This window comes from Neolewinella persica DSM 23188, assembly GCF_000373105.1.
GTDB lineage: Bacteria > Bacteroidota > Bacteroidia > Chitinophagales > Saprospiraceae > Neolewinella > Neolewinella persica.
Genome location: NZ_KB890419.1, coordinates 1 through 20,378, shown reverse-complemented (window position 1 = coordinate 20,378; position 20,378 = coordinate 1). Strand labels below are relative to the sequence as shown.

22 protein-coding genes and 1 tRNA gene are annotated in these 20,378 nt (G+C 49.9%); 13 read left to right on the top strand and 10 right to left on the bottom strand.

From position 1 onward, the window contains the following. The first annotated feature begins 166 nt into the window (after positions 1-166). From B036_RS0105655 to B036_RS0105625, 6 genes are all read left to right on the top strand, one after another. Complete coding sequence (locus B036_RS0105655) at positions 167-1,207, top strand: DUF2268 domain-containing putative Zn-dependent protease (protein WP_020567720.1); 1,041 nt, start codon at positions 167-169, stop codon at positions 1,205-1,207. A 543-nt stretch (positions 1,208-1,750) separates the two neighbouring features. After that, a complete protein-coding gene (locus B036_RS0105645; protein ID WP_020567718.1) occupies positions 1,751-3,034 on the top strand; it encodes a sensor histidine kinase in 1,284 nt (427 codons plus the stop codon). A gap of 265 nt (positions 3,035-3,299) precedes the next feature. Then, positions 3,300-3,995 (top strand): response regulator transcription factor, encoded by a 696-nt coding sequence (locus B036_RS0105640; RefSeq protein WP_020567717.1) that lies wholly within the window; start codon positions 3,300-3,302, stop codon positions 3,993-3,995. A 22-nt stretch (positions 3,996-4,017) separates the two neighbouring features. Next, the gene (locus tag B036_RS0105635) at positions 4,018-5,277 is read left to right on the top strand and encodes a PP2C family protein-serine/threonine phosphatase (protein ID WP_020567716.1); all 1,260 of its coding nucleotides are present in this window, start codon (positions 4,018-4,020) and stop codon (positions 5,275-5,277) included. A gap of 150 nt (positions 5,278-5,427) precedes the next feature. Further along, positions 5,428-6,300 (top strand): NINE protein, encoded by an 873-nt coding sequence (locus tag B036_RS31690; protein ID WP_020567715.1) that lies wholly within the window; start codon positions 5,428-5,430, stop codon positions 6,298-6,300. 174 nt (positions 6,301-6,474) lie between these two features. Next, entirely contained in the window at positions 6,475-7,134 is a 660-nt protein-coding gene (locus B036_RS0105625; RefSeq protein ID WP_020567714.1) for a CBS domain-containing protein, read from the top strand. Positions 7,135-7,261: 127 nt separating this feature from the next. On the opposite strand, the gene B036_RS0105620 is transcribed toward B036_RS0105625, so the two are convergent. Next, entirely contained in the window at positions 7,262-9,364 is a 2,103-nt protein-coding gene (locus B036_RS0105620) for a TonB-dependent receptor (RefSeq protein WP_020567713.1), read from the bottom strand. Positions 9,365-9,607: 243 nt separating this feature from the next. On the opposite strand from B036_RS0105620, the gene B036_RS0105615 reads away from it, so the two are divergent. Then, positions 9,608-9,682 (top strand) — tRNA-Val (locus B036_RS0105615). A 170-nt stretch (positions 9,683-9,852) separates the two neighbouring features. Beyond that, a complete protein-coding gene (locus B036_RS0105610; RefSeq protein WP_020567712.1) occupies positions 9,853-10,995 on the top strand; it encodes a phage integrase SAM-like domain-containing protein in 1,143 nt (380 codons plus the stop codon). Positions 10,996-11,419: 424 nt separating this feature from the next. Here B036_RS0105610 and B036_RS0105600 read toward each other — a convergent pair whose 3' ends face one another. The 5 genes from B036_RS0105600 to B036_RS0105580 all read right to left on the bottom strand — a co-directional run bounded on the left by B036_RS0105600 (position 11,420) and on the right by B036_RS0105580 (position 14,839). Next, positions 11,420-12,514, bottom strand: a complete 1,095-nt coding sequence (locus B036_RS0105600) for an HNH endonuclease (protein WP_020567710.1) — start codon at positions 12,512-12,514, stop codon at positions 11,420-11,422. A gap of 181 nt (positions 12,515-12,695) precedes the next feature. After that, positions 12,696-13,121: a hypothetical protein gene (locus B036_RS0105595; protein WP_020567709.1), complete on the bottom strand. Its 426-nt coding sequence runs from the start codon at positions 13,119-13,121 to the stop codon at positions 12,696-12,698. A 61-nt stretch (positions 13,122-13,182) separates the two neighbouring features. Then, positions 13,183-14,157: a hypothetical protein gene (locus B036_RS0105590; protein ID WP_020567708.1), complete on the bottom strand. Its 975-nt coding sequence runs from the start codon at positions 14,155-14,157 to the stop codon at positions 13,183-13,185. Positions 14,158-14,196: 39 nt separating this feature from the next. Further along, positions 14,197-14,436, bottom strand: a complete 240-nt coding sequence (locus B036_RS0105585; RefSeq protein ID WP_020567707.1) for a hypothetical protein — start codon at positions 14,434-14,436, stop codon at positions 14,197-14,199. A 109-nt stretch (positions 14,437-14,545) separates the two neighbouring features. Next, a complete protein-coding gene (locus B036_RS0105580) occupies positions 14,546-14,839 on the bottom strand; it encodes a hypothetical protein (RefSeq protein WP_020567706.1) in 294 nt (97 codons plus the stop codon). Between the two features lie 541 nt (positions 14,840-15,380). Between B036_RS0105580 and B036_RS0105575 the strand changes: the two genes are divergently transcribed. From B036_RS0105575 to B036_RS0105555, 5 genes are all read left to right on the top strand, one after another. Further along, positions 15,381-16,040, top strand: coding sequence for a hypothetical protein (locus B036_RS0105575; protein WP_020567705.1), 660 nt, complete (start codon positions 15,381-15,383; stop codon positions 16,038-16,040). Positions 16,041-16,070: 30 nt separating this feature from the next. Beyond that, positions 16,071-16,439 carry a hypothetical protein gene (locus B036_RS0105570; protein WP_020567704.1) on the top strand — a complete coding sequence of 123 codons (369 nt, stop codon included), beginning with the start codon at positions 16,071-16,073 and terminating at the stop codon, positions 16,437-16,439. Positions 16,440-16,454: 15 nt separating this feature from the next. Further along, complete coding sequence (locus B036_RS0105565; protein ID WP_020567703.1) at positions 16,455-17,003, top strand: hypothetical protein; 549 nt, start codon at positions 16,455-16,457, stop codon at positions 17,001-17,003. A gap of 13 nt (positions 17,004-17,016) precedes the next feature. After that, a complete protein-coding gene (locus B036_RS31685; RefSeq protein ID WP_052333917.1) occupies positions 17,017-17,697 on the top strand; it encodes an SH3 domain-containing C40 family peptidase in 681 nt (226 codons plus the stop codon). Positions 17,698-17,933: 236 nt separating this feature from the next. Continuing rightward, positions 17,934-18,662 (top strand): hypothetical protein, encoded by a 729-nt coding sequence (locus B036_RS0105555; RefSeq protein WP_020567702.1) that lies wholly within the window; start codon positions 17,934-17,936, stop codon positions 18,660-18,662. 115 nt (positions 18,663-18,777) lie between these two features. Here the strand turns inward: B036_RS0105555 and B036_RS0105550 are convergent, their stop codons facing one another. From B036_RS0105550 to B036_RS28185, 4 genes are all read right to left on the bottom strand, one after another. Beyond that, positions 18,778-19,053 carry a hypothetical protein gene (locus tag B036_RS0105550; protein ID WP_020567701.1) on the bottom strand — a complete coding sequence of 92 codons (276 nt, stop codon included), beginning with the start codon at positions 19,051-19,053 and terminating at the stop codon, positions 18,778-18,780. A 217-nt stretch (positions 19,054-19,270) separates the two neighbouring features. Continuing rightward, positions 19,271-19,477 carry a hypothetical protein gene (locus tag B036_RS0105545; protein ID WP_157472046.1) on the bottom strand — a complete coding sequence of 69 codons (207 nt, stop codon included), beginning with the start codon at positions 19,475-19,477 and terminating at the stop codon, positions 19,271-19,273. 27 nt (positions 19,478-19,504) lie between these two features. Beyond that, positions 19,505-20,119, bottom strand: coding sequence for a hypothetical protein (locus B036_RS0105540; protein WP_020567699.1), 615 nt, complete (start codon positions 20,117-20,119; stop codon positions 19,505-19,507). A 12-nt stretch (positions 20,120-20,131) separates the two neighbouring features. Further along, on the bottom strand, positions 20,132-20,378 hold a 247-nt coding region (locus tag B036_RS28185; protein ID WP_020567698.1), incomplete at its 5' end, for an integrase core domain-containing protein.

Genomic DNA, 20,378 nt, shown 5'->3' with positions numbered 1-20,378 from the left:
ACTCTTTGACTATCTGACTGCTTGACGAATAAGGCGCGGCCGCAGGTGCAAAACAAGCTTAAAGAAAAGCATGGTTTAACTAATTTTTAATCCCTCTGATTGCCTATTGATTTCCAAAGCAAGGTTATTTTTCGACTCATTTTCGATCAGATAATCCATTCTCCCCATGCGTGATTTCATTGTCCTTGTCTATTTGATCCCGATGCTACTATTAATAGCCTGCGATCGGCCCACTTCGATTGATACCGAAGTAACCTCACCCAACCCCTTTGCGGCAGTAGAAACCATTGCGGACAGTATCCGGGTAGGGGACATGGTGATCCACAACGGCTTTAAGTTTCAGGTATTGGCCGGGCGGGCCGAAGGCGGTTTCGATAGCCTGATGATCCGCGACAAACTCTACGCCCCCAACCGCCAGGCTTTCGACAATTGCCTGAGCATGATCTTCGGTGAAGAAAACGCCGGCAAATTCCAGCTACCGGGGATGTATGCCTGGAACAAAACCTTACACACAGACCACGGGAAACTAATGGCGCAAAAACTAAGCCTTCTCGACACCGTCAACCTAAACGAGCTTTTCACCAGTCACCTGACTGCGCTGCAAACCCTGACCGAACGTAGAGGCCATGGTCGGTGGATGGTTTACTTCGGTCCACCAGATTTCCAAATATTCGGAGGGTGTGACAATAACTCCATGATTTTGGATATGTTTGGAGACAGCTGGAACGCGGCCGACATCAACGATCTATTCGCCCATGAATTGGAACACCTGATCTTTGGCCCGATCGCAGAAAAAGATGTTCACGGCGCAACCGGTCTGGGCATTACACTTGACGAAGGCCTGGCGGTGTACTACACTTACAAATACCTCAATCAAAGTCGCGAAGAAGCACTCTACCAACAAAACACCGCCATCTTGATGCAAAGGGAAAAAGAGATCTTCGAAAAGCTGCAGCCATATCTTTTCAAAACAAGTGAAGAAGGCTGCCCCATTTTCAGACACTGCGGCCGCACCAACGAATGCCCACCCCTGATTGAAGGTCTTCCGGAAAAACTTGAAGGCGAACTCTGTTACTTTCTCGGTTTCCGCATCATTGAACAGTATGTGGAACGACACGGCCCTGACGCATGGAAGGACCTTTACACCACTCCTTTTAAAGTGTTTTATGAGCAAAGCGGATACGCTGAGTACGTCCAGCGCTTGTGATAATTAATTCGGTGGCGCGGAAAGAGCATTCGGCCAGCAGGGAGAGGGCCAGGGCGTCCTTAATGTCGGCACGGGAGTATTTGAAGTTGGTGAGCGGGGCTTCCATGGTTCAAAGGTACTGGCACTGTCCTGCGACTGGCGTAGGCCAACTTCTGCAAAACAAGTCACCATGGTTGGCCTGCTTGCTTTTTACACCTTGATTTGCACCTGCGGTCGCGCCCAAAAAAAGGGAAATGGCAAGCTAACTTAGTGCGCTATCAGATCAAAAATGTCGCCTTAAATGCTCGTTGGTTCCAGTCTTAACAAGGCGGCACCTCCCTTAGGGCGAGTGGGCTTCGCGCCGAGAATTCTCGGCGCGCAGCCCACTCGCCCTGAAGGAAGAAAAACGCAACCTGCTTGGTTAATGCCTTGTTAACGAAGAGAAACGGCATAAGAAGCCGGAAGTTATCCCCATTCTTACAGCAGTGTTTTAACCCCTTTTGCAGCAGTTCGGGCCAACCTGCCACCTGCAACCTGCAACCTGTAACTTGCAACCTGTTATCCATGCAGCAGCACATCATCAACCGGGTCATCATCCTGGGCGTCATTGCCATTTTGGGCATTGTCGGGATGCAATCGTATTGGGTAGCGACGACGTGGAACCTCAACGACACGGAGTTCAACCAAAAGGTACAGCTCGCGCTGTACGGCGTAGCCCGCCAACTTGCTGCGGAGAACAACAGCGCCCTGCCGAGCCGTGACATTGTCCGCCAGCGCTCCAGCAACTACTTCATCGTAAATATCGAAAGCGAGATCGACGCCCTCCGCCTGGAAATCCTGATGCAGCAGGAGCTCGTCCGTCTGGGCCTGGACGTACCGTTCGAGTACGCCATCTTCGACTGTGCCAACGACGAAATGGCCTACGGTGCCCGTTGCGAACCCACCACCGACCCCCAGCCAGAAGAGCCGGCCGAGATGGAAAGCTACCTGGCCCCCGACAAAAACCTGCTCTACTATTTCGGCGTCAAATTCCCCGAACGCACGGGATACATCTGGGAAAAAATGCAGCTGGTGGTCTTTTTTTCTGCCGTTCTCCTGCTCACCGTGGCCTTCTTCATTTACTCGCTGGTTGTGATATTGAACCAACGCCGGCTGGCCTCGATGCAGAAGGATTTTATCGACAATATGACCCACGAGTTTAAAACGCCACTGTCAACCATCCGCATTGCCGCCAGCGTATTTATGCGCGATGAGCGGATCGCCGGCGATGATCGCCTGGCGCGCTACGCGCGCCTGATCCACGAGCAATACGAGCGGCTCAACGGACAGGTGGAAAAGGTGCTGCAGATCAGTAAGATCGAGAAGGGCAACTTCGAGATCAAAAGGGAGAAAATAGACCTTCAGCACCTCCTGCCTTCCCTCACCGGCAGCATCGCTGCCCGGACGGACGAGCTCGGTGGCCAGCTCAACACCCGCATGCCTGAGGGCCCCTTACTGCTGCTTGCCGATCCGGTGCACCTCTCCAACATCATCCATAACCTCCTGGACAATGCCGTGAAGTACGGCGGCACCCCTCCGCACATCACCATCGGCGGTCGGCGCAAGGGCAAACAACTTCACTTCTACGTTGCGGACAAAGGCCCGGGCATCCAACCCGAGCACCAGGAGCGCCTCTTTGAAAAGTTCTACCGGGTGCCGACCGGTGATGTACACGACGTCAAAGGCTTCGGGCTCGGACTGTTCTACGTTGCTCAGATTTGCCGCGCACACGGCTGGCCGATCCGGATAGAGAGCAAACCCGGGCAAGGGACGACGTTTCACTTAAAAATTAACCTGCTGGATAATTAGGAATGCTAAAATGATCAACTCGCCCCACCCACCAAATAAGAACCTACCACTAACTTAGAAGCTAAAAACTAATCACAAATTATTCTGACTTCGCCCCTTTAGAAACTCCCTCCCTAGCCCTCCCCACGGGGGAGGGAAGCAAATCGGCGCTTAGCGCCAGCAGTCTAAAACGCGTTAGCGTTTTCAAGAAGCCCATCCCCCGTGGGGAGGGGTTCGGGAGGGGGTTTCACCGTTGATCAAGTTAACATCCATCAAACCACTCCCCATGAAAGCCCATCTCCTTTACGTTGAGGATGACGAAAGCCTGAGCTTCGTCACCCGTGACAACCTCGAACTGAGTGAATTTACCGTCACGCATTGCTCAGATGGCCACACCGCGATGGAGGAAATCAGCAAATCGGACTTCCCTTACGACCTGTGTCTGCTCGACGTGATGCTCCCCGGCATTGACGGGTTTGAGTTGGCCCGGCGTATCCGTGATAAAAACCAGGACGTACCCATTCTTTTCCTCACGGCCAAGAGCCTGAAAGAAGACCGGTTGCAGGGCCTGCGCCTGGGGGCTGACGACTACATCACCAAGCCCTTCAGCATCGAGGAGCTGATTCTGAAGATTGAAGTTTTCCTGCGCCGAAACAAGGTCCGGCCGTCTTCACCGGCCTTCGATCCGCGCCGGATCGGGGATTACACCTTTGACCTCGACAAGCTGCAACTGACCTATAAGAACGAAGCGCCCCGGCGCCTCACCCGCCGGGAGGCGGAATTGCTCAATTACCTCGGCAGCCGCCGGGGCGAAGTCAGTGAACGCGGGGACATCCTCGAAAAAATATGGGGGGAGAACGATTACTTCCTGGGACGAAGCCTCGATGTATTTATCAGTCGGCTACGGAAGTACCTTAAAGAGGACTCCCGCATCCGGATCGAGAACATTCATGGGGTGGGCTTTAGTCTGATCATTGAGTAGTGTGCTATATTTACGCCCGCACATGATTCAACCAGTTACCCGCTTACAAAGTCTAGAACGTGAACTACACCTGCGCCAGCTGCAGGTGCAGCGCTTGCTGCAGATCACCCAGGCGATCAACAACAACGTTGCGGCGGAGGATCTTTTTGACATGTACAGCGCCTTTTTGCGCAAGGAACTTCGCCTGACGCGGATGGCCCTGTTCGTAAGAAACAGCACGGATGACAAACAATGGTTGATTGCCACCTCCATCGGGTTAGACGACATTGAAGTTCCCCGGATTGATTTCGGTGTAGAAATGCAGCGTTTTACCCGGGCGGGGCTGATCGACGGCGAGCCGGAAGGTTCGTTTTTCGCCAACTTCGTTCAAGTGGTGCCAGTATTGCACAAAGAGCGGCCCATCGCCTACATCCTCATCGGCGAATTCGAGGAAGAGGAGGACATGTTTGAGCGGGTGCAGATCATCACCACCATTACCAACGTGATCGCCGTAGCCATTGAGAACAAGCGGCTCTTCCGCCGGCAGATCGAGCAGGAGCGGCTGGAGGCAGACATGGACCTGGGCGCCAAAGTCCAAAAAATGCTCATCCCTGAGCGGTTTCCGATGCGGGACGCTTATGAGATCAGCACCATCTACCAGCCGAAGTTGGGGGTTGGAGGTGACTACATCGACTTTCAGGAATTTGACGACAAGAAGCTGGTGTTCTGTATCGGTGACTTCACCGGGAAGGGTGTAAGTGCCGCCCTGTTGATGGCCAACTTTCAGGCCAATTTCCACACGCTGATCAAGAAGCGAACCAGCCTTTACGACTTCGTAAAAGAGATCAACACCGCCGTTTACAAGATCACCAACGGGGAGCGTTTCGTCACTTTTTTTGTGGCCGAGTACGACATTGAGAAGCACGAGCTTTCGTACGTTAACGCCGGACACCCTCCTCCGGTGCTGGTGCACGAAGGCGGCATCAAACTGCTCACGGAGGGCACCATGGTGCTCGGCACCATCGATGAATTACCGATGCTGGAGGTTGGCACCGTTACCCTGCCGCATCAGGCACTCATCCTTACCTATACGGATGGGCTGACGGACCTGCAGAACCCCGCCGGGGAGAATTTTGATGAGGAAATCCTCTACGATTACGTCAGGCGGCAGCACGGGCGTTCGGCCAAATCTTTCAACGATTCCCTGGTAGCGAAGCTCAACGACTTCCGGCAGCACAATGAGTTCCCGGATGATCTTACGGTGCTTACTTGTCGGATTTTCGGGGAAGAGTTTACTGGGTAGTGGGTAGTGCTGCCCTTTGCTTTTAAAGTCCTAAATTGCACCTGCGGCCGCGCCCTGAAAAGCATCCATTCAACGACCTCTGTCACCCAACCGTCGAAAATCCGTAAGTTTCAGAACGAAAGTGCCTCTTTAGTCGTTTACTCGTGACACATGAAGGAAAAAAATCTCTCGGCCGTACTCGCATTCTTTGGTGGCTCCGTTGGGCTACACCGCTTTTACCTTGGTCAGGTAGGCCTGGGTATTCTATACCTCATCATTCCACCGCTCGGCCTGGTGCTGGGCGTGATCGATGCCATCTCTTTTTTGAGCATGGACCAGCAGACCTTTGACGCTAAGTACAATAAGGCCCAATACAACCCTACGCAGCCGACCCGGCAGGAAACCCGCCATCAAAAGCCGATGACTGACCGGGAGCGCCGCCACGAACAGCGCCAGCGCGAACGCCAGATGCGCGAACAACGCCGTCGGGAAACACAACGATCCAACCGCGGACCGTCAGCCACCCCGGCCCCCTTTCAGGCTCCCCGCCCCATCCAGGTTCCCAATGATGGCGTGGCCGAACGCCAGGCAGGCCTCCGATACTTTAAGGATTTCGAATACGACCGCGCCATCATCGCCTTTGAGCGGGCGCTGGAGAAAAACCCCTCCGACGTCGCCTCCCATTTCAACGTCGCCTGCTCCTACTCCTGTGAGGAGGACGCCGACAAGGCCTTCTACCATCTCGACCGCGCGGTAGCCCTCGGCTTCTCCGATTTCGAACGCGTACGCACCCACGACAGCCTCGCCTTCCTCCGCGTACAAGCCCGCTACGAAGCCTTTGAAGCCAATGGCTTCCGTCTCTCCCCCGACCTGACCGCCGAGGAAGTGGTACTGGAAAACCCCATCAAGCAGGAAGCCCTGGTTGAACTACCCGAAATTAATGACGACCTCCTCGAACAACTCCAGCGCCTCGCTACCCTGCGGGAAAAAGGCCTGTTGACCGAAGGAGAGTTCGCTACACAGAAGAAACGACTTCTCGGATAAGGGTCAGGATTCAAGGGTCAGCACTCAGGGTTCAGTGTTTAGGATTCAGTACTTAGCGTTCAGAATTCAGCATTCAACTCCTCGCTATTAATCACCCCTGAAAGCTATCCTGTCAGGATTCCGCCCCTTGAATCCTGACTACTGAAACTGACACCTGAAAACTGAAAACTAACCATGACCGCTGAATCCCTTATCTCCGACGCCCTGGTTCCCCTCACCCCCTCCGATACCGGCGAGGAAGCCCTTGGCGTGATGAATGAATTTTACATTCGCCACCTCCCCGTCGTTGATGCCGGAGAGCTTATTGGCGTCATTTCAGAAGATGACATTCTGGATTCAGATGCGCTCGAGCCCGTGAGCAGCTACCGCCTGCCGGTGCATCCCCCTTCGGTCTTCCCCGACGATCACCTCTACGATGTGATGCGCATCCTGACGGAGTACAAGTTGACGGTTGTACCGGTCATTGACCGCGAAGGCAGTTACCTCGGTATGATCACCAATGAGGACCTGCTGCGGCACTTCGGAGAGTCCAGCACTTTCTCCAGCGAAGGCTCCATCGTTATGTTGGAAGTACTACGGCACGATTACAGTCTCTCCGAAATTTCCCGCATCGTGGAAAGTGAAGGGGCGGTGATCCTGAGCAGCTTCGTTCGCTCCTTCGAGGGGACCAACCGGCTGGAGGTGACCATCAAAGTCAACAGCCAGAACATTGCAGCCATCCTGGCTACGCTGGAACGCTTCAATTATAAAGTGATGGCCAGCTTCAACGAGAAGCAGCTCACTGATGGGCTGCGGGAGCGGTTTGATCACCTCATGAATTATCTTGATGTTTAAGGTCGTCGGCCGAGGCGGAAACGATGGAGCGGAGCGGAATCGTTACCTGACTCGTCCGCCGACCGGATTGCAACCACCCGCTCGGCGGACGAGTCAGGTCGTACCTCCCGCCTCGGCCGACGAGCTCTCATCGCCAAACTATTCGATAGCTCAGCACCGGAATCAACCCCAACTGCAACCGCTCATTCGGCCGCTCCAGGAAAGCATCGTAGTAGACGTTACCGACGTTCTCAATGCCGGCGACGTTCTGGAGGTCGAGGGCAAGGGTGGTGGTGGTTTTGGCGCGGGTTTTGGTTTTGTAGAGGCGGAGGTCGGGGCGGAAGTAGGTGCCGAGGTCGTTTACAAATCCGGCGGAGAGGGACTGTCCAGTAAAGTAGCGCCGGATATTAATAGGGGATGGTCGTCCTCCATTATTTACGGTACCATAGCGTTCTCCACCATGAGCGACGAGGGCTAAGTTTAGTCCATAACTTCGCTGCCGTTCTTTGCGGTCCATCCCCGGCCATTCGCGGCCCAGCGTCAGTTTGGTGATAAAATCTACGGCATAGCGGTCTTTTTGGTAACCTCCGTTGGTTTGAAAAGTCTCGGCGTTGAGTAAAGTGATGCTACCCCGGTAGTACCATCCCTTAGTTTTCAGGCCACCGCTTGCCTCCAGTTCGAGGCCATAACGCTGGCTCTGTGCCTCGGTGGAAAAATTGAGGTTGGGATCAGGTTCCAGGACGGAAGAAGCACTCACCAAATAACCGTTTACGTTGGCGGCGAGATCATCCGGGGAATATTGGTAGAATACCGTTGCTCTGGTATTGATCGTTCCGAGTTTTGTGCCGTAAGCGGCACTAAGCTGGTAAGTAGCAATCGGCTTCCGGCTTCCGAAGCAACCGTCGCAGTTGCCAGCGGTTAGCAGAGGCGCACGACTAAGTACTTCCCCCGTCAGGTTGATTTGACTTTTCCCGACCCCAAAGCTCGCGTTTAACCTTGGGGCGATGACGGATCCTTCGATGGTCCCGGAGTAGCGCTCGTAGCGCAATCCACCGTCAAGCGTCGTACGGCCAATGATGGTCTTCAGTCCAACGTAAGGGCTAATGGCGGAAGAACTGGTAAAGAAATTAAAAAATTCGGTACCTCCATTGAACCCAAACTGATTAAAGGAAAAATTATTTTGCGCCGATTGCTCCAACCACTCCGCACCAACCCGAATTTCACTTTTATCACTGATGGCCTGGCGGTATTGCAAGTTGGCGTTGACGAACCTGTATTTAGCGAGCAAATCTGCAGTACCGTTATCTTCTTCCCGAAAAGATTGATCTCTTTCCGGCGCAGTCTCCGAATAGGAAAAGCCAGCGGTAACCGTTCCCGCGCCGACTTGCTGACTAGCGCTGAGGCCAACAATGGACAACTGGCTGGTAAAATCAATATTGAACAGTTCTTTCTGCTCGGTCAGGTCCTCTTCGGCCGGATCCGGCGCGGCAAAATTGTTGCTGCTATTGCCGTAAATACCGAACAGGCTTAGTTCCCCCCCTTCCCACTGATGGTGCAAATGCCCATTAAAATCAGCAAAACGGATTTCCTCACCGCCGAAATCGACGCCCATATCGGCCAGCAGGCCGGTGAAGCTGTAGCGGCCGTTGACGAGGTAGCTGGTTTGGCCGGAGGCGCCAATCGGCCCTTCGGCCATCAGGTCGAAGCCGATGAAGCCGGCCTGGGCCTGGTATTTGCGTTTGGTCTTGCTGCCGGGCCGCAGGCGGAGATCGAACGTACCGCCGGTGGCGAAGCCGTATTCTACGGGCAGCCCGCCGGCCAGGAAGCCGGAATTGTCGAGCATCTGGGCGGAGATGGCATTGACACCGCCGCCGTTGAGGGTGGGGAAGTCGTAGAAGGTACCGGCGTTGGCGGTGTGGTTGGGATTCACGATGGCAAGGCCGTTAATGCGCCAGAGGTTCGCATTGGGCGTGTTACCGCGTACGCTGAGGTGGTTGGCCTGGTCGTTGGTTTGCACTACCCCAGGCAGTAGGGCCACCAGTCGGGCGGGATCGTAAAAGGTACCCGGCAGGCGGTAGACTTCCTCAATGGTAAAGCTCTGTGCCAGCGGGGATACCGGGGTGTAGGTGGCGCGGACTTCCGCGCCGGGTAGCTCGTAGATACCGCCGAAGCTTAGGGTATCCTGACCAAGTAAGGGGGAAAGGGCGAAAAGGGACAAAAGGGAGAGGGCGAGAAAGTAGTGTTGCTTCATGGTAGTGTTTAAGCGTAGAACATCAGGCACACGACTGTTTGACTCCTTGACTACCTGACTTCAGACTCAGTAAGGGCGCGGTCGCAGGATGCAAGGTAAGGTATGTAAAGAGCAATGCCCGGCACTTCGCAACTTCGCTGCGATTTCCTGACATTACCCTGATTGAAGGGCGGTTTAAAACATTCTTCACAAAAACTTGCACAGTATTGTCAGACTGTATTATCTTTGCGGTCCCTTAAAGAAGGGCGGTTAGCTCAGTTGGTTTAGAGCACCTCGTTTACACCGAGGGGGTCGGGGGTTCGAGCCCCTCACTGCCCACTTCATTTCCAACAAAAGTTGGACAATTCAGCCCCAATCCAGTAACAATCTGGGTTGGGGCTTTTCTTTTGCCCTGTTTTTATCAAACAATTCGTGTTTAACGAGGGCTTTATGTGTACATTTGGGAGCAATTGTTATCCTATTGTTGACCCGCTGAAACACTGTTGACCATGACCGTCCGCGCCATCCTCTGGAAGTATAAACCCCGACGTGACGGGAGTTGCAATATTAAAGTTTCCATCTACGCAGACGGGAAACGCCGATTTGAGAAAACAGAATTCCACGCGCACCCCAAGGAATGGGACGAACGCCGGGGCCGGCTGAAGAAAACCGCTCCCCTGGCCGCAAAGATCAACGGAATCCTCACCCGCCTAGAGACGGAAGCTAAAGGCCAGCTGCTGGGCTTGAGCTCTTCCCTGATTCGATTCGTAGCGCAATACATCGAAGACTGCCAGGCCGGCCGCGAAGACCTGAAGCCCGGCACCTGGAAAAAATTCATCTCCTTCCGGAATAAGCTTCAGGCTTACTCCGTAGCCCGGGACCTGAAGGATATCGGCTTCGAAGACATCAACCTGAAGTTTTACGCCGACTTCACTAAGTACCTCCGCGAAACCGGCACCGGCAGATCCGGCGTAGCCAACCACGTGAAGCACCTGAAAAAATTCATGCAGCTGGGCCTCGACCAGGAGCTGCACACCAACGTAGCTTTCAAAGCCAAAACCTTCAAGGCGGAACGGATTCGGCCCAACGACAAAATTTATCTGACGGCGCAGGAGATCGAGGCCATCGCCGACCTGAACCTCAGCAGCCGGCCCGGCCTGGAGCGCGAACGCGATCGGTTTCTGGTATCCTATTATATGGTCCTCCGCTACGGCGACAGCGTCCGGATCTGCGAAGCCAACATCACCCAGCACGGTGGCCACCACTATTATAAGAACATCGCCGAGAAAACGGAGACGGTGAGCTTCGTCCCCATCAAGCCCGCCGCCCTGGACCTGATCAAGAAAAACAACTACAACCTCAGCGGTGACACCAACCAGGAAGCCAACCGCAAACTGAAGACTATCGCGGCCATGGCTGGCATCCTGACCAATATGGCCGGCCCTGGAGGTGGGAACATTCCCAAATCGTCAATGGTGACTACGCACACGGCGCGGAGGAGCGCGGCCACCAATCTGCTTCTGTCTGGTGTCCCGCTTAGCGAGATCATGCAGTTGGGGGGGTGGAAGTTTGAGGTTACGCTAAAGCAGTATCTATTGGCTGGGGGGATTAAGTTGGCGCAGCTTAGTGCGGGCCGGGCGTTTTTTCAGTAGAATTCTCTACATAAGAGCTAAGATTAGATTCCAGAATGTTCCAACCAAAAAAGCGCAAAATGCGATCGATGACACTAACGGTTGATTTCGAGTATACCATTCTTCCTCAAAAGCTTTTTGCTCTCTCTCCTCTTCTATTTCGGGTAACTTCACCCCCTCTTTTGCGGCTTCAAAAACATCAACGAACGATTTTTTTTCGAGGCTTCGATTCTGTATATCCTTCCCCCGAAAACTGTGCTGACGAAGAATATAGAACATAAGGCCTGACAAGATCATTAGGCATGTTGGTAAAATGTGTTCCATTATTCAAAATAGCTTAAAAAAAACAAACAGAAGCGACTCTTCACAAAGGAGGAAATGTAAACCCAAAATCAGAGCATGAACCTTACCGTCGCATGACCAATGTGTGTGTCAAAGCAATACGCTACAATTTCCCTTTCCCACTATTGGGAAGAAATTTCATCACTTCATCTGCGGACTTCCTAGTTATTTCGATCCCCATAAGCTGAGCTAACCGATCTTGCCTTTCAAAATACTTTTGCTCTACATCTGATGGAGCTGGATGTGGCAACAACATTAAATCTCTCTTAGTCAAGTCTAGATCTCTTGTTGTATTATCCAGAACCTCAGTTGAGGTCACGTCAAATACATAAGTAGCATCCAGAGCTTCACCCGAGTAATTCAGCGACAGCGTTACTAAAAAATTATGCGCATTAAATAGCTCAATATAGCAGTATGCAACACCTTCAACAGGGTCCGCGACTAACCTCAATACATGGGAAATTTCTTTTTCATTTGTTCTACTGTAGACTTCCTCTGGGTAGTAGTACCTAACACATGGAAACTCATCATCCACATTACCTTTAACAAAATCGATTGATTGATTGATTTGACCATAGTCTCCCCCGTTACAACAATAAAAGTTTACGCCAATTTTAGCAATAGCTCTAAAAGCGTCTTTTCCTGAAATAACGTTAAGGTGGTTTTCAAAAAAAATTTCTTCGGGCTTATTCAATTGAGTATAAGTTAACCTCTTTTTCAACTCTTCCTCAGACATTCCAGGGTTGCGCTTCATAATAGCTTTGATAACATCCTTCTCTTGAGATTCCTGGAATTCCCAAACTTCTTTCCCATTTTCATCTTGTGATATAATTGGTTTCGACGGAGCCCTTTTAGCTATCCCGGTATCCACATAGTTGTATTGCCTCCCTTCCTTATTGAAGCCACGTATTTTTCTAGGTTTTCCATTTTCTCTCTTGATTTTAAGTAACGTTGGAAGATATATTTGCCGTGACAATTCGGCATCTATTGTATCACCTAAACTATTATTCCCCTCCTCACATAATATTGAACTGGACTTCAATTTCCCTCCTAAAAAGTTCTGTATTATATGCTCAACCGACTTGTTTTCCTCGGTTATTTCGGCACCTGTAATGTAACACCTGTTCATAATTGCTGTTTTTATTTTAGCGAAAGCGGTTAGAGTGGTCCCTATCTCTTCATAAGGAGATATGTACAACCAAAATAGGAACAGCCAGCAACCACAAGAAAGTTGCTTAGGGGTTAATAACACCTTAGTCTAAGCTCAGCCATAGCTCATCGACACCTGAACAAATCCAAAACAGCCGCTCCCCCACAAGGGAGAAGCGGCCATCCCAAACGCATAACGTAAATAACAACTATGCGTATAGGAAAGTAGACTAAGCCGCAGCGTTGAGTAATCCAACACCCTCACCCTGCTCAGTACGGAATATAAGACTAGCCTCTTCCCGGATGTCCTGGATCTCAGCCAGGTTGTGGCGAACAAGACGGTAAGTGCGTCCAGCCACGCTGAAGGCGCGGAATGCGACCTGCTCGACCCGGTCACGTGGTACACCAGTGCGGACAGACAGCTCATCCAACACGGCGATGGATTCCTCTGCAGTCAGATCGATGAACTGAGCGGCGAAAGTGCGCCGGTCGTCGTACATCTCTCGTAGGTGCGGGTAGGCATCATATAAGGAAAGCAGATCCGGAAACTGGAAGCCGTCCCGGAGTGGTTCCGAGATTTTGCGGTAAACGGTGATGGAATCGGCCAGGGTGTCGACTACTTCGTCGTAGCCCAGGCGGTTGGTGGAAATATTCATGCGAAATACATTTTGGGTTGAAAAAATGATTCGCAATAGGATCCGGAGCGGGTCAAAACTCCTATCTCGTAGCAGCGTAGACGAGCCCCGCCACAACTGCAGTTCCCAACCAGGGAAAAGCAGGGGCCGTACTGCCTACAGAAAAAAGCGATATTTCATTACGGGCGGCTTCCCTCACCTGGTCGCCTTTGGCGATCAGGTTTTGGTACTGGAGGCGGGCCCGGCGCAGGGCTACCTCGATCGGTGCGGTGATTCGGGAAACTTCGGCCTCCGTTGCGCCACGGCTGGCCAGCATCCGGATCTTCTCCTTCAGTTCTTTATCCCGATCGGTAACTTCTTGTTTAGCCGCTTCGAGTTGCGCGTTGTATTGCTGCTCGACCGGGCTCCGGGTAATGTTCGCCTGAATGTTCAGCCGTTCCTCCAGCTGGCCGAAGGTGGTCCGGCGGTTGATGATGCTGGCCAGCCGATCGGAAAACTTCGTTTCACTGTTCACCTGGCCACGGGCGGAGCCGTAGCCCTTTTGCGGTACCAACCAAGTGTAGAGCTCGTCTTCGTGACTGTTGGTCAGCTGCGGGTATTTGATTCGGGCTTTACCGATCCAGCGGCCGATCGATTTAAGGACGTTCTTACTGTCGGCCTGGCCATTCTCCAGGGCTTGCAATGCGGCCCAGGTACGGCCGGCTGGATTCAGGTAGGAGAATGCCAGAATGGTATTTGCGTTCCGGCCTTCCAGGCGCTTTGCTAAAGCCATCATTGCACCCGCGTCCGCGCCCCCTGAACGCTGGCGCCGGTAAAAGACTGCTCGCTCCAAGTCAGTTTCCTTGGTGCTCAGGGTGTTGCTTTCCAGCGCTATCTTTTTGGCGGTGGCCAGGTCGACATCCACAATCTTTGCCGGTATCTCACAAAAGCCCTGACCTTCGGCCGTCATCCCGTCAGCGCAGGCCCGACGGAAAGCCTCGTGCCGGTCGAGAAAAGCGCCGCCACGGATAACCACATCTACCGGAATAGGAATGGTGGTGGCATTCGGCAGCTGCACCGGTTCGTTTACCGATACTTTCCCCAGGTGTTGTCCCTGTTAGCTGAGCTGCAATGTGAGCCGCTGCGCCGACAGGTTCAGCCCCAAGGACTGCTTGAACAGCAATTCAATTCGGAGTAAGCCGTACAACTCCCCTTGCTCCAGCTTCGTACGGAAATTCCGTTGCCGAAGCGTAGAGAACCTATACTCGATACCATCGAGAATAGCACCGCTGACCTGGTCTCCGAAGAGTTTCCACCCGAGGGCCAGGACAGCGGCTATTTTCAGAAGTTGACCCATCCGAATTCTATTGCTCCACAATAATGAGGCAATGAATTCAACCCGGCAGCCAACAAGGGCACCCCCGGAAAACCAGGGATAACCCGGGTGCTACAAACTTTTTAGGGCATCAAAAATCTTCCGGCGCGCGATGGCCACCGGTGGTTTTTTCCTCCGACAGGGCGTTGTCCGCATCGAGGTCGGTGATGTTGAAGTGGCGGTAAATGCGCGCCGTGAGGCCCGGCGGAAGGCTACGGGACCGTTTCAGGCCCGCATACGGGAAGCCCCACCCTTCCAACAGGTCATCGGTGAGGATACGGGACCACAATACTTTGTAGGAGACACCGAAATACGTAATTAGATCGTACTTGGTGACGAGGCGGGGAAGCCGCGCGGCGCGCGGCAGGTTGGGAGAAGAAGACATGGGGACTAATTACAATGAGGTAACGTGGCAATGCTGCCTGAATTTCGCTTTAATAATGCCTCAATTACGCCTCAATTTTGCTCAAGGATATTACTACAAATATACATACGTACGGCGCAACGGGCAAGTACATGCAACATATTGTGTTTATGTCCTTGCGTTTCCCTATCTTCGTTGTGCAATGAGAGCTATGTACACTAGCGATATATGAAGCCCCCCATGTTCGGCCGAACTGGGGGGCTTTTTTAGGGTCGTGTGGATATTGAATATTCACGCAATGCGCAGGGCGTTTCGGATAGAAGAACACCAGTATCAATTCTAAAATATCATTTTTTCCGTGTCCGACCAAACTCCGGATTATAGAACTGTGCATGGCACATTTTCGTTGTACGGAGTTGACTCAAGCATTTTGAATCGTCTAAAATAGAGACGATTACAAATAATGTTATTTAATATTCTTAAATAGTATTACTATTTCATTATCTTTATTTTACACATAGCTTTTTTAAGCAAATGTTTGTGTGGCAAATGTTTTCAATTTATGGACGCGACAAAGACTAAACTTATTTCATTTGTGGCAGGGCTTGCTTTGTTGCTAATCCTATTAGGAATCGCGTTGAACAAGGAATGTCTAGGAGAGCCTCTCGCAGGCATTTATCCAGCTTTATTTGCTTTAGCTAGCGCAGCTTTTGCTGCAATCATTATTGGAAACATTGAGTACAATTCGAAAATCATATCCGCAGGTGGGCCTTTTGTTATATTCGTAATCTTGATATTGTTGAAACCGATTACAGTTGATTCATGTAATGAGTTTACTTCTAGTACTATGACTAACGTTAAAGCGAGAGAACTACTACTTAATTACCACAGGATTTTAAGGTCAAATGACTACCGTGAATTGACTAAAATATTCTCCTTCCCTATGCATAACTTCTATGAGGATGAGAAGGCTACGTTCGCAAAAGTAGAAAGCATCCTAATAAGAGATCACAATGAAAGAAAAATAAAAACTACTATTGACATTAACTCAATAGATACCAGGAACACAACAGATGGAAACCATGCTATTCTCTACGATTTCCTACAAGTTAGTGAAACCAGAGGTAACAAGTTAAAGTCAAGGGACACAGTACAAGTGTCTGAAGAAATTGGGGTTAATCCTTCCGGAAAAATATATTATATAAAACAAATTGATCGATAATAATATTTTTACACAAAATGCATTGGAAAGATGAAGAAGATAGAATCAGGAATCTTTATTTCGTTGCTCATAATTGGGGCTATTACCTTATTTAAGGTTTTCACATTTGACTCTCACCTTAAGGAAGCAAAAATTGGGTTAATGAATGTTAAATCAGAATTGGAATCAGCAGGCACCTTAACGCAAAATGCAAAGGAAGAAATCATCTCGCTTAAAAAATCGATCGGAGTCTATGACCATAAAAACAAATCACTGCAAGCATCTATTGATTCAATCCTCCTAGTTAAGAAGCTTAAAAGTCCAAAAGATTGGGATGAAAGACAACGTTTAAGAGGAGAAATGAAAAGATTAAGTGAAATATTAAGTCATCTTAGAGAAAAGTCTAAGCAATTTGAATAAAATACACAATTTAATATGAAATACATCATAATTACATTGCTTCTATTTGTCAACTTGGACCTCGCTAGTCAGAGTTACAACGACACCATTACAATTGGGCCTCAATATGACACGCTTATGTCCTCTCCGATAGAGATTGGTAAAGGGACGGTTGTTCTTTCTCAAGCAAATAGAATTTATTTGGTTAATGGACTTAGGTATAAATTTTATGAAGAAATAAGAGGTGCTTTGAATAACAAAAATATTCCTAACCTAGACGATATAGTCTTAAAGTACGAGAAAATATTAAACGAGAACGACGTTCTTTTTAGCCTTCTTGAGGCCAAATCTATTGAACAGTCACGTCTATACAATAAGTCTAGTGAATCAATGAAGGCTTCTCTTACTAATCTAGAAAGCACACTTGACTTAACTCAGCGATCTCTAGCAAGTGCTAACAAGTCTCTAGATTTATCATTAAGCCAAATTGACAAGTCGAGAAAGGCTTCGTTTTGGAAAAAGATAGATATGCTGGGGACCGGCCTAGCCGTTGGAGTCCTTGTAGGCTTATTAATAACTAACTAAACAAACCCGAATAATGAAGCAGCTTATAGTAAATACGCAAAAGTTAAATTTTCGCCCAACGCCTAGTAGAGATTCTGATCCAATAGGTGCGTTAATTCTAGGCGAAGTAGTTGAAGTATTAAATTTTTCACGTGAATACTATTGGGTTAATGTCCAACGGAGCAATGGACAGTCGGGATGGTCTTCATATAAATACTTTGTCGGCATTCCTGATATTGATTTAGTTGACGCAGATGACTTTTTATGGTTGAAGATTGCTTTTGCTGAAATAAACACAGCAGAACTGCCTGACCCGTACGAGAACTACAGAATATTACACTATTTAAGATCATGTGAATTATCACTGGACATAATGAATGAGAATTCCGATGAAACTCCGTGGTGTTCGGGTTTTGTTAACTGGTGTATGGAAAAATCAGGTTACGAAGGCACAGATTCAGCATGGGCGTTAGATTGGCGTGAATGGGGCGTTTCTACAGATCCTGTTAGAGGTTCTATTTGCGTGTTTAAAAGATTTGATAAATCAGGAAAGCTTGCAGGGGGGCATGTAGGCTTTTATTTAGGACCTGACCCTGAAAACGAAAACAGAATACTTGTTTTGGGTGGAAATCAAGGTCGCCCTGGATACGTTAAAATAAGTAGCTACCCTATCAATAATAAATATTATGAATTGATTAGCTATCGTCTACCGTAAGGGCTTAAGAAGCTTCATTCTACCCTGATTTCTAATAGCCAATGTAGGTGTAACTATCGAAGGACTAAGGGTACAATTTTCGCCACCCAACTGATAAACAAATACGTAGCCTTTGTAGACAGATTCTTGAAAAAAAGAACGATTAAGTTGTTAACCATACAATTTTGTTTGTAAAAACATACTCTTTTCAACCATCTTATAACAGAAAATGATTTATAAAATCAACCACATCTAAAATGAAAGGTACAGAAACGAACTCTACAATTGCCCGAATCATACAAATCTTAGTGGCGATATCGGGATTATATGTCGCAATCAAGAATGATTTTGGCGGCGATGCATCGCTAACTCAAATATTTCTAACTTTTATTGTTCTGTTGTTTTTAATATTCTTAGTGGGTTTGTTTGAAAATTTTTTCAGCAAAAGCAGTATAAAAATTCGCAACATACTTGCGGGTGCATTTGCGACTCTGCTCTTTGTATTTATAGTATTTTCTTTAGCGGTACTTTTTGTGCCTAAGTTATCTTGTGACTTCCATGAGACCTTTTTTGTTGAAGTTCTAGGAGTAGGAAGTGCGCAATCATGTGCACAGATGAACCAACCACCTCATATACCAGAAACTGATGAGCCTAACAAACGAGTGAGAGCCTTAGATAACACTCCATATAAGACAAGGGCTTATTGGGCAGGGGGAGCCGCATTTGAAGAGTTCGTTTGCCACCGCTCTATTCCCTCAGGATCCAAGTTAATAATTATAGGATTTCACGAAGCACAAAACCTAGGTAAAACTAGAGCAGGAACTTATTGCGAAGTCCCTGCTCCATATTGTGACAGCCATAATGAATATTGTGTAAACTATGATTTTACTAAAGCATGCTTTATCAATACTGAATGGTATGATTGGTACAAAAAACATTGCGAAGAAAATGGCTTGCCATTTAACGATTCTGCCGTCTGTCAATAGTTAGCATTCATTTGTAATATGGCTAGCGGTTAATTAACCTTATCCTACAATTTACATTAGTTGAATTTATTTTAATCTAAACACAGTCAACGGTTTAGAAGACCTATCTGATTCTTCACTCCCCCACCCCATAAACAACAAAAGTCTCCCCATTAAGCCTAAGCACCCCCACCGGCACCTCACCCCTACCAACCGGAAGAACAGTAGCCCCCTCAGAAAAAGCCCGAACAGCCCCAGGCGTCATCCCCAAAGTAGTGGTATCATTCTCCGGCTGCTGCACCTGATAGCCCTGCCGGCCCAAATAAAACAGTAGAATGATGGTGGCGACTACGGCAAAGTACGTACGTACGTTGAGTCCTTGAGCCTCTTTTGATTGTTGCTTCTTTTTCATCAGTGAGATGGTTTTGTCGGTCACCAGCAGGCATAAGAATGGCCCGCCGATGACCGGGTATTAAAATTTTAGTTGATTGATTGTCAGGCACATTTCCATCGGACCTTAACCGAATCATTGAAGTTCTTTTGGCAGCGTGGGCTGCAGAACTTTGCGCGGGCTAGTCGGTAGGAAATATCCTTGCTACAGTGAGGGCAAATGCGCTCGCCCTCGATGCTTACCCCGCCGCCATATTCAGGTTCTGCTCCTGGGCGGCACGGGCGTTTCCCGTCAAGACGTCGTCCAGGTCGATGATGTCCTTTTCGGCTACGGTGGCAGTGATGGTGCCGTCATCGATGATGGCGTCTTGCGGCGGGGTGGAGGGGCCTGCTTTCTTGTCCTTTCCTTGCACCTGCGGCCGCGCCACATCTTGCGCATGGCCCATGTCCGTCATCAGTCGCTTCCATTCCTTTTATGTCTCCAGCTCGGCGAAGCGGTCGATGTTCTCGACCATGCGCTCCGCCACCCGCTCCTGGATCTTCTCGCTGAGCTCGATGCGCTGGGCACGGTACATGGCCTCCAGGGTAGACAGTTGTTCCGCATCGATGCGGGCCTTTACGGCTTCTGGCGAAAGCTTTGCATAGGAAAAGGCCTGGACGAAGTGCGCCGCCAACAAGAGCGTAGTGAGCGCCAGCGCCGCCATACCGATGCCCTCGTGCATGGAAGACAGGTCGACCAGGGGAGTAGTGAGGATCAGCTGCACCGCACTGATGGCCGTGCTGCTCCACATACTGAAACTGGCCATGTTGTCAGAAATCAGGCGTTGCTCGGGGCTGATGCCTTTCCGCTTCCCGGCAGCATCCCAACCGAAGGCCGCCACGTCGTAGATGAGCGCGAAGGCGATGCCGCCAAGAATTGCCGACAAGGTCGGGTGCCCCGTGGGGATGATGTACGCGCCCCACATAAAGCCGAAGGCAAAGGTGAGCCCGCCGTTGAGGATCCGCGTACCGGTGGCGAAAGCCCGGTACCTGCCATTGGCCGATATGGCCGCCGTGCTTACTTTGAACTTATTAGAGAAATATCCCATTGTACGCTTCCCCTAGGCCGCTACCACTCTAAAGTAGAAATTCTGTTTTGATTTCTCGTGATTTACGGGTGATTTGTATCCAATGCTGCTGTGTGGCCGTACCTGATTGTAAACTACCGACCATTCTTGTATGCGCTCGTTCAGTTCCACTAGAGATTGGAACCAGTTCAGATCAAGGCATTCAACGCGTAAGGTCTTGTTAAGTCGTTCCATTAAACCATTCTGGGAAGGTTTGCCCGGCTGTATGTATTTGAGCTCA

Excerpts from the sequence above, each read along its gene's own strand:
- B036_RS0105655 (WP_020567720.1), top strand. The coding sequence starts at position 167 with ATGCGTGATTTCATTGTCCTTGTCTATTTGATCCCGATGCTACTATTA.
- B036_RS0105645 (WP_020567718.1), top strand. The coding sequence starts at position 1,751 with ATGCAGCAGCACATCATCAACCGGGTCATCATCCTGGGCGTCATTGCC.
- B036_RS0105640 (WP_020567717.1), top strand. The coding sequence starts at position 3,300 with ATGAAAGCCCATCTCCTTTACGTTGAGGATGACGAAAGCCTGAGCTTC.
- B036_RS0105635 (WP_020567716.1), top strand. The coding sequence starts at position 4,018 with ATGATTCAACCAGTTACCCGCTTACAAAGTCTAGAACGTGAACTACAC.
- B036_RS31690 (WP_020567715.1), top strand. The coding sequence starts at position 5,428 with ATGAAGGAAAAAAATCTCTCGGCCGTACTCGCATTCTTTGGTGGCTCC.
- B036_RS0105625 (WP_020567714.1), top strand. The coding sequence starts at position 6,475 with ATGACCGCTGAATCCCTTATCTCCGACGCCCTGGTTCCCCTCACCCCC.
- B036_RS0105620 (WP_020567713.1), bottom strand. The coding sequence starts at position 9,364 with ATGAAGCAACACTACTTTCTCGCCCTCTCCCTTTTGTCCCTTTTCGCC.
- B036_RS0105610 (WP_020567712.1), top strand. The coding sequence starts at position 9,853 with ATGACCGTCCGCGCCATCCTCTGGAAGTATAAACCCCGACGTGACGGG.
- B036_RS0105595 (WP_020567709.1), bottom strand. The coding sequence starts at position 13,121 with ATGAATATTTCCACCAACCGCCTGGGCTACGACGAAGTAGTCGACACC.
- B036_RS0105585 (WP_020567707.1), bottom strand. The coding sequence starts at position 14,436 with ATGGGTCAACTTCTGAAAATAGCCGCTGTCCTGGCCCTCGGGTGGAAA.
- B036_RS0105580 (WP_020567706.1), bottom strand. The coding sequence starts at position 14,839 with ATGTCTTCTTCTCCCAACCTGCCGCGCGCCGCGCGGCTTCCCCGCCTC.
- B036_RS0105575 (WP_020567705.1), top strand. The coding sequence starts at position 15,381 with ATGGACGCGACAAAGACTAAACTTATTTCATTTGTGGCAGGGCTTGCT.
- B036_RS0105570 (WP_020567704.1), top strand. The coding sequence starts at position 16,071 with ATGAAGAAGATAGAATCAGGAATCTTTATTTCGTTGCTCATAATTGGG.
- B036_RS0105565 (WP_020567703.1), top strand. The coding sequence starts at position 16,455 with ATGAAATACATCATAATTACATTGCTTCTATTTGTCAACTTGGACCTC.
- B036_RS31685 (WP_052333917.1), top strand. The coding sequence starts at position 17,017 with ATGAAGCAGCTTATAGTAAATACGCAAAAGTTAAATTTTCGCCCAACG.
- B036_RS0105555 (WP_020567702.1), top strand. The coding sequence starts at position 17,934 with ATGAAAGGTACAGAAACGAACTCTACAATTGCCCGAATCATACAAATC.
- B036_RS0105550 (WP_020567701.1), bottom strand. The coding sequence starts at position 19,053 with ATGAAAAAGAAGCAACAATCAAAAGAGGCTCAAGGACTCAACGTACGT.
- B036_RS0105545 (WP_157472046.1), bottom strand. The coding sequence starts at position 19,477 with ATGGGCCATGCGCAAGATGTGGCGCGGCCGCAGGTGCAAGGAAAGGAC.
- B036_RS0105540 (WP_020567699.1), bottom strand. The coding sequence starts at position 20,119 with ATGGGATATTTCTCTAATAAGTTCAAAGTAAGCACGGCGGCCATATCG.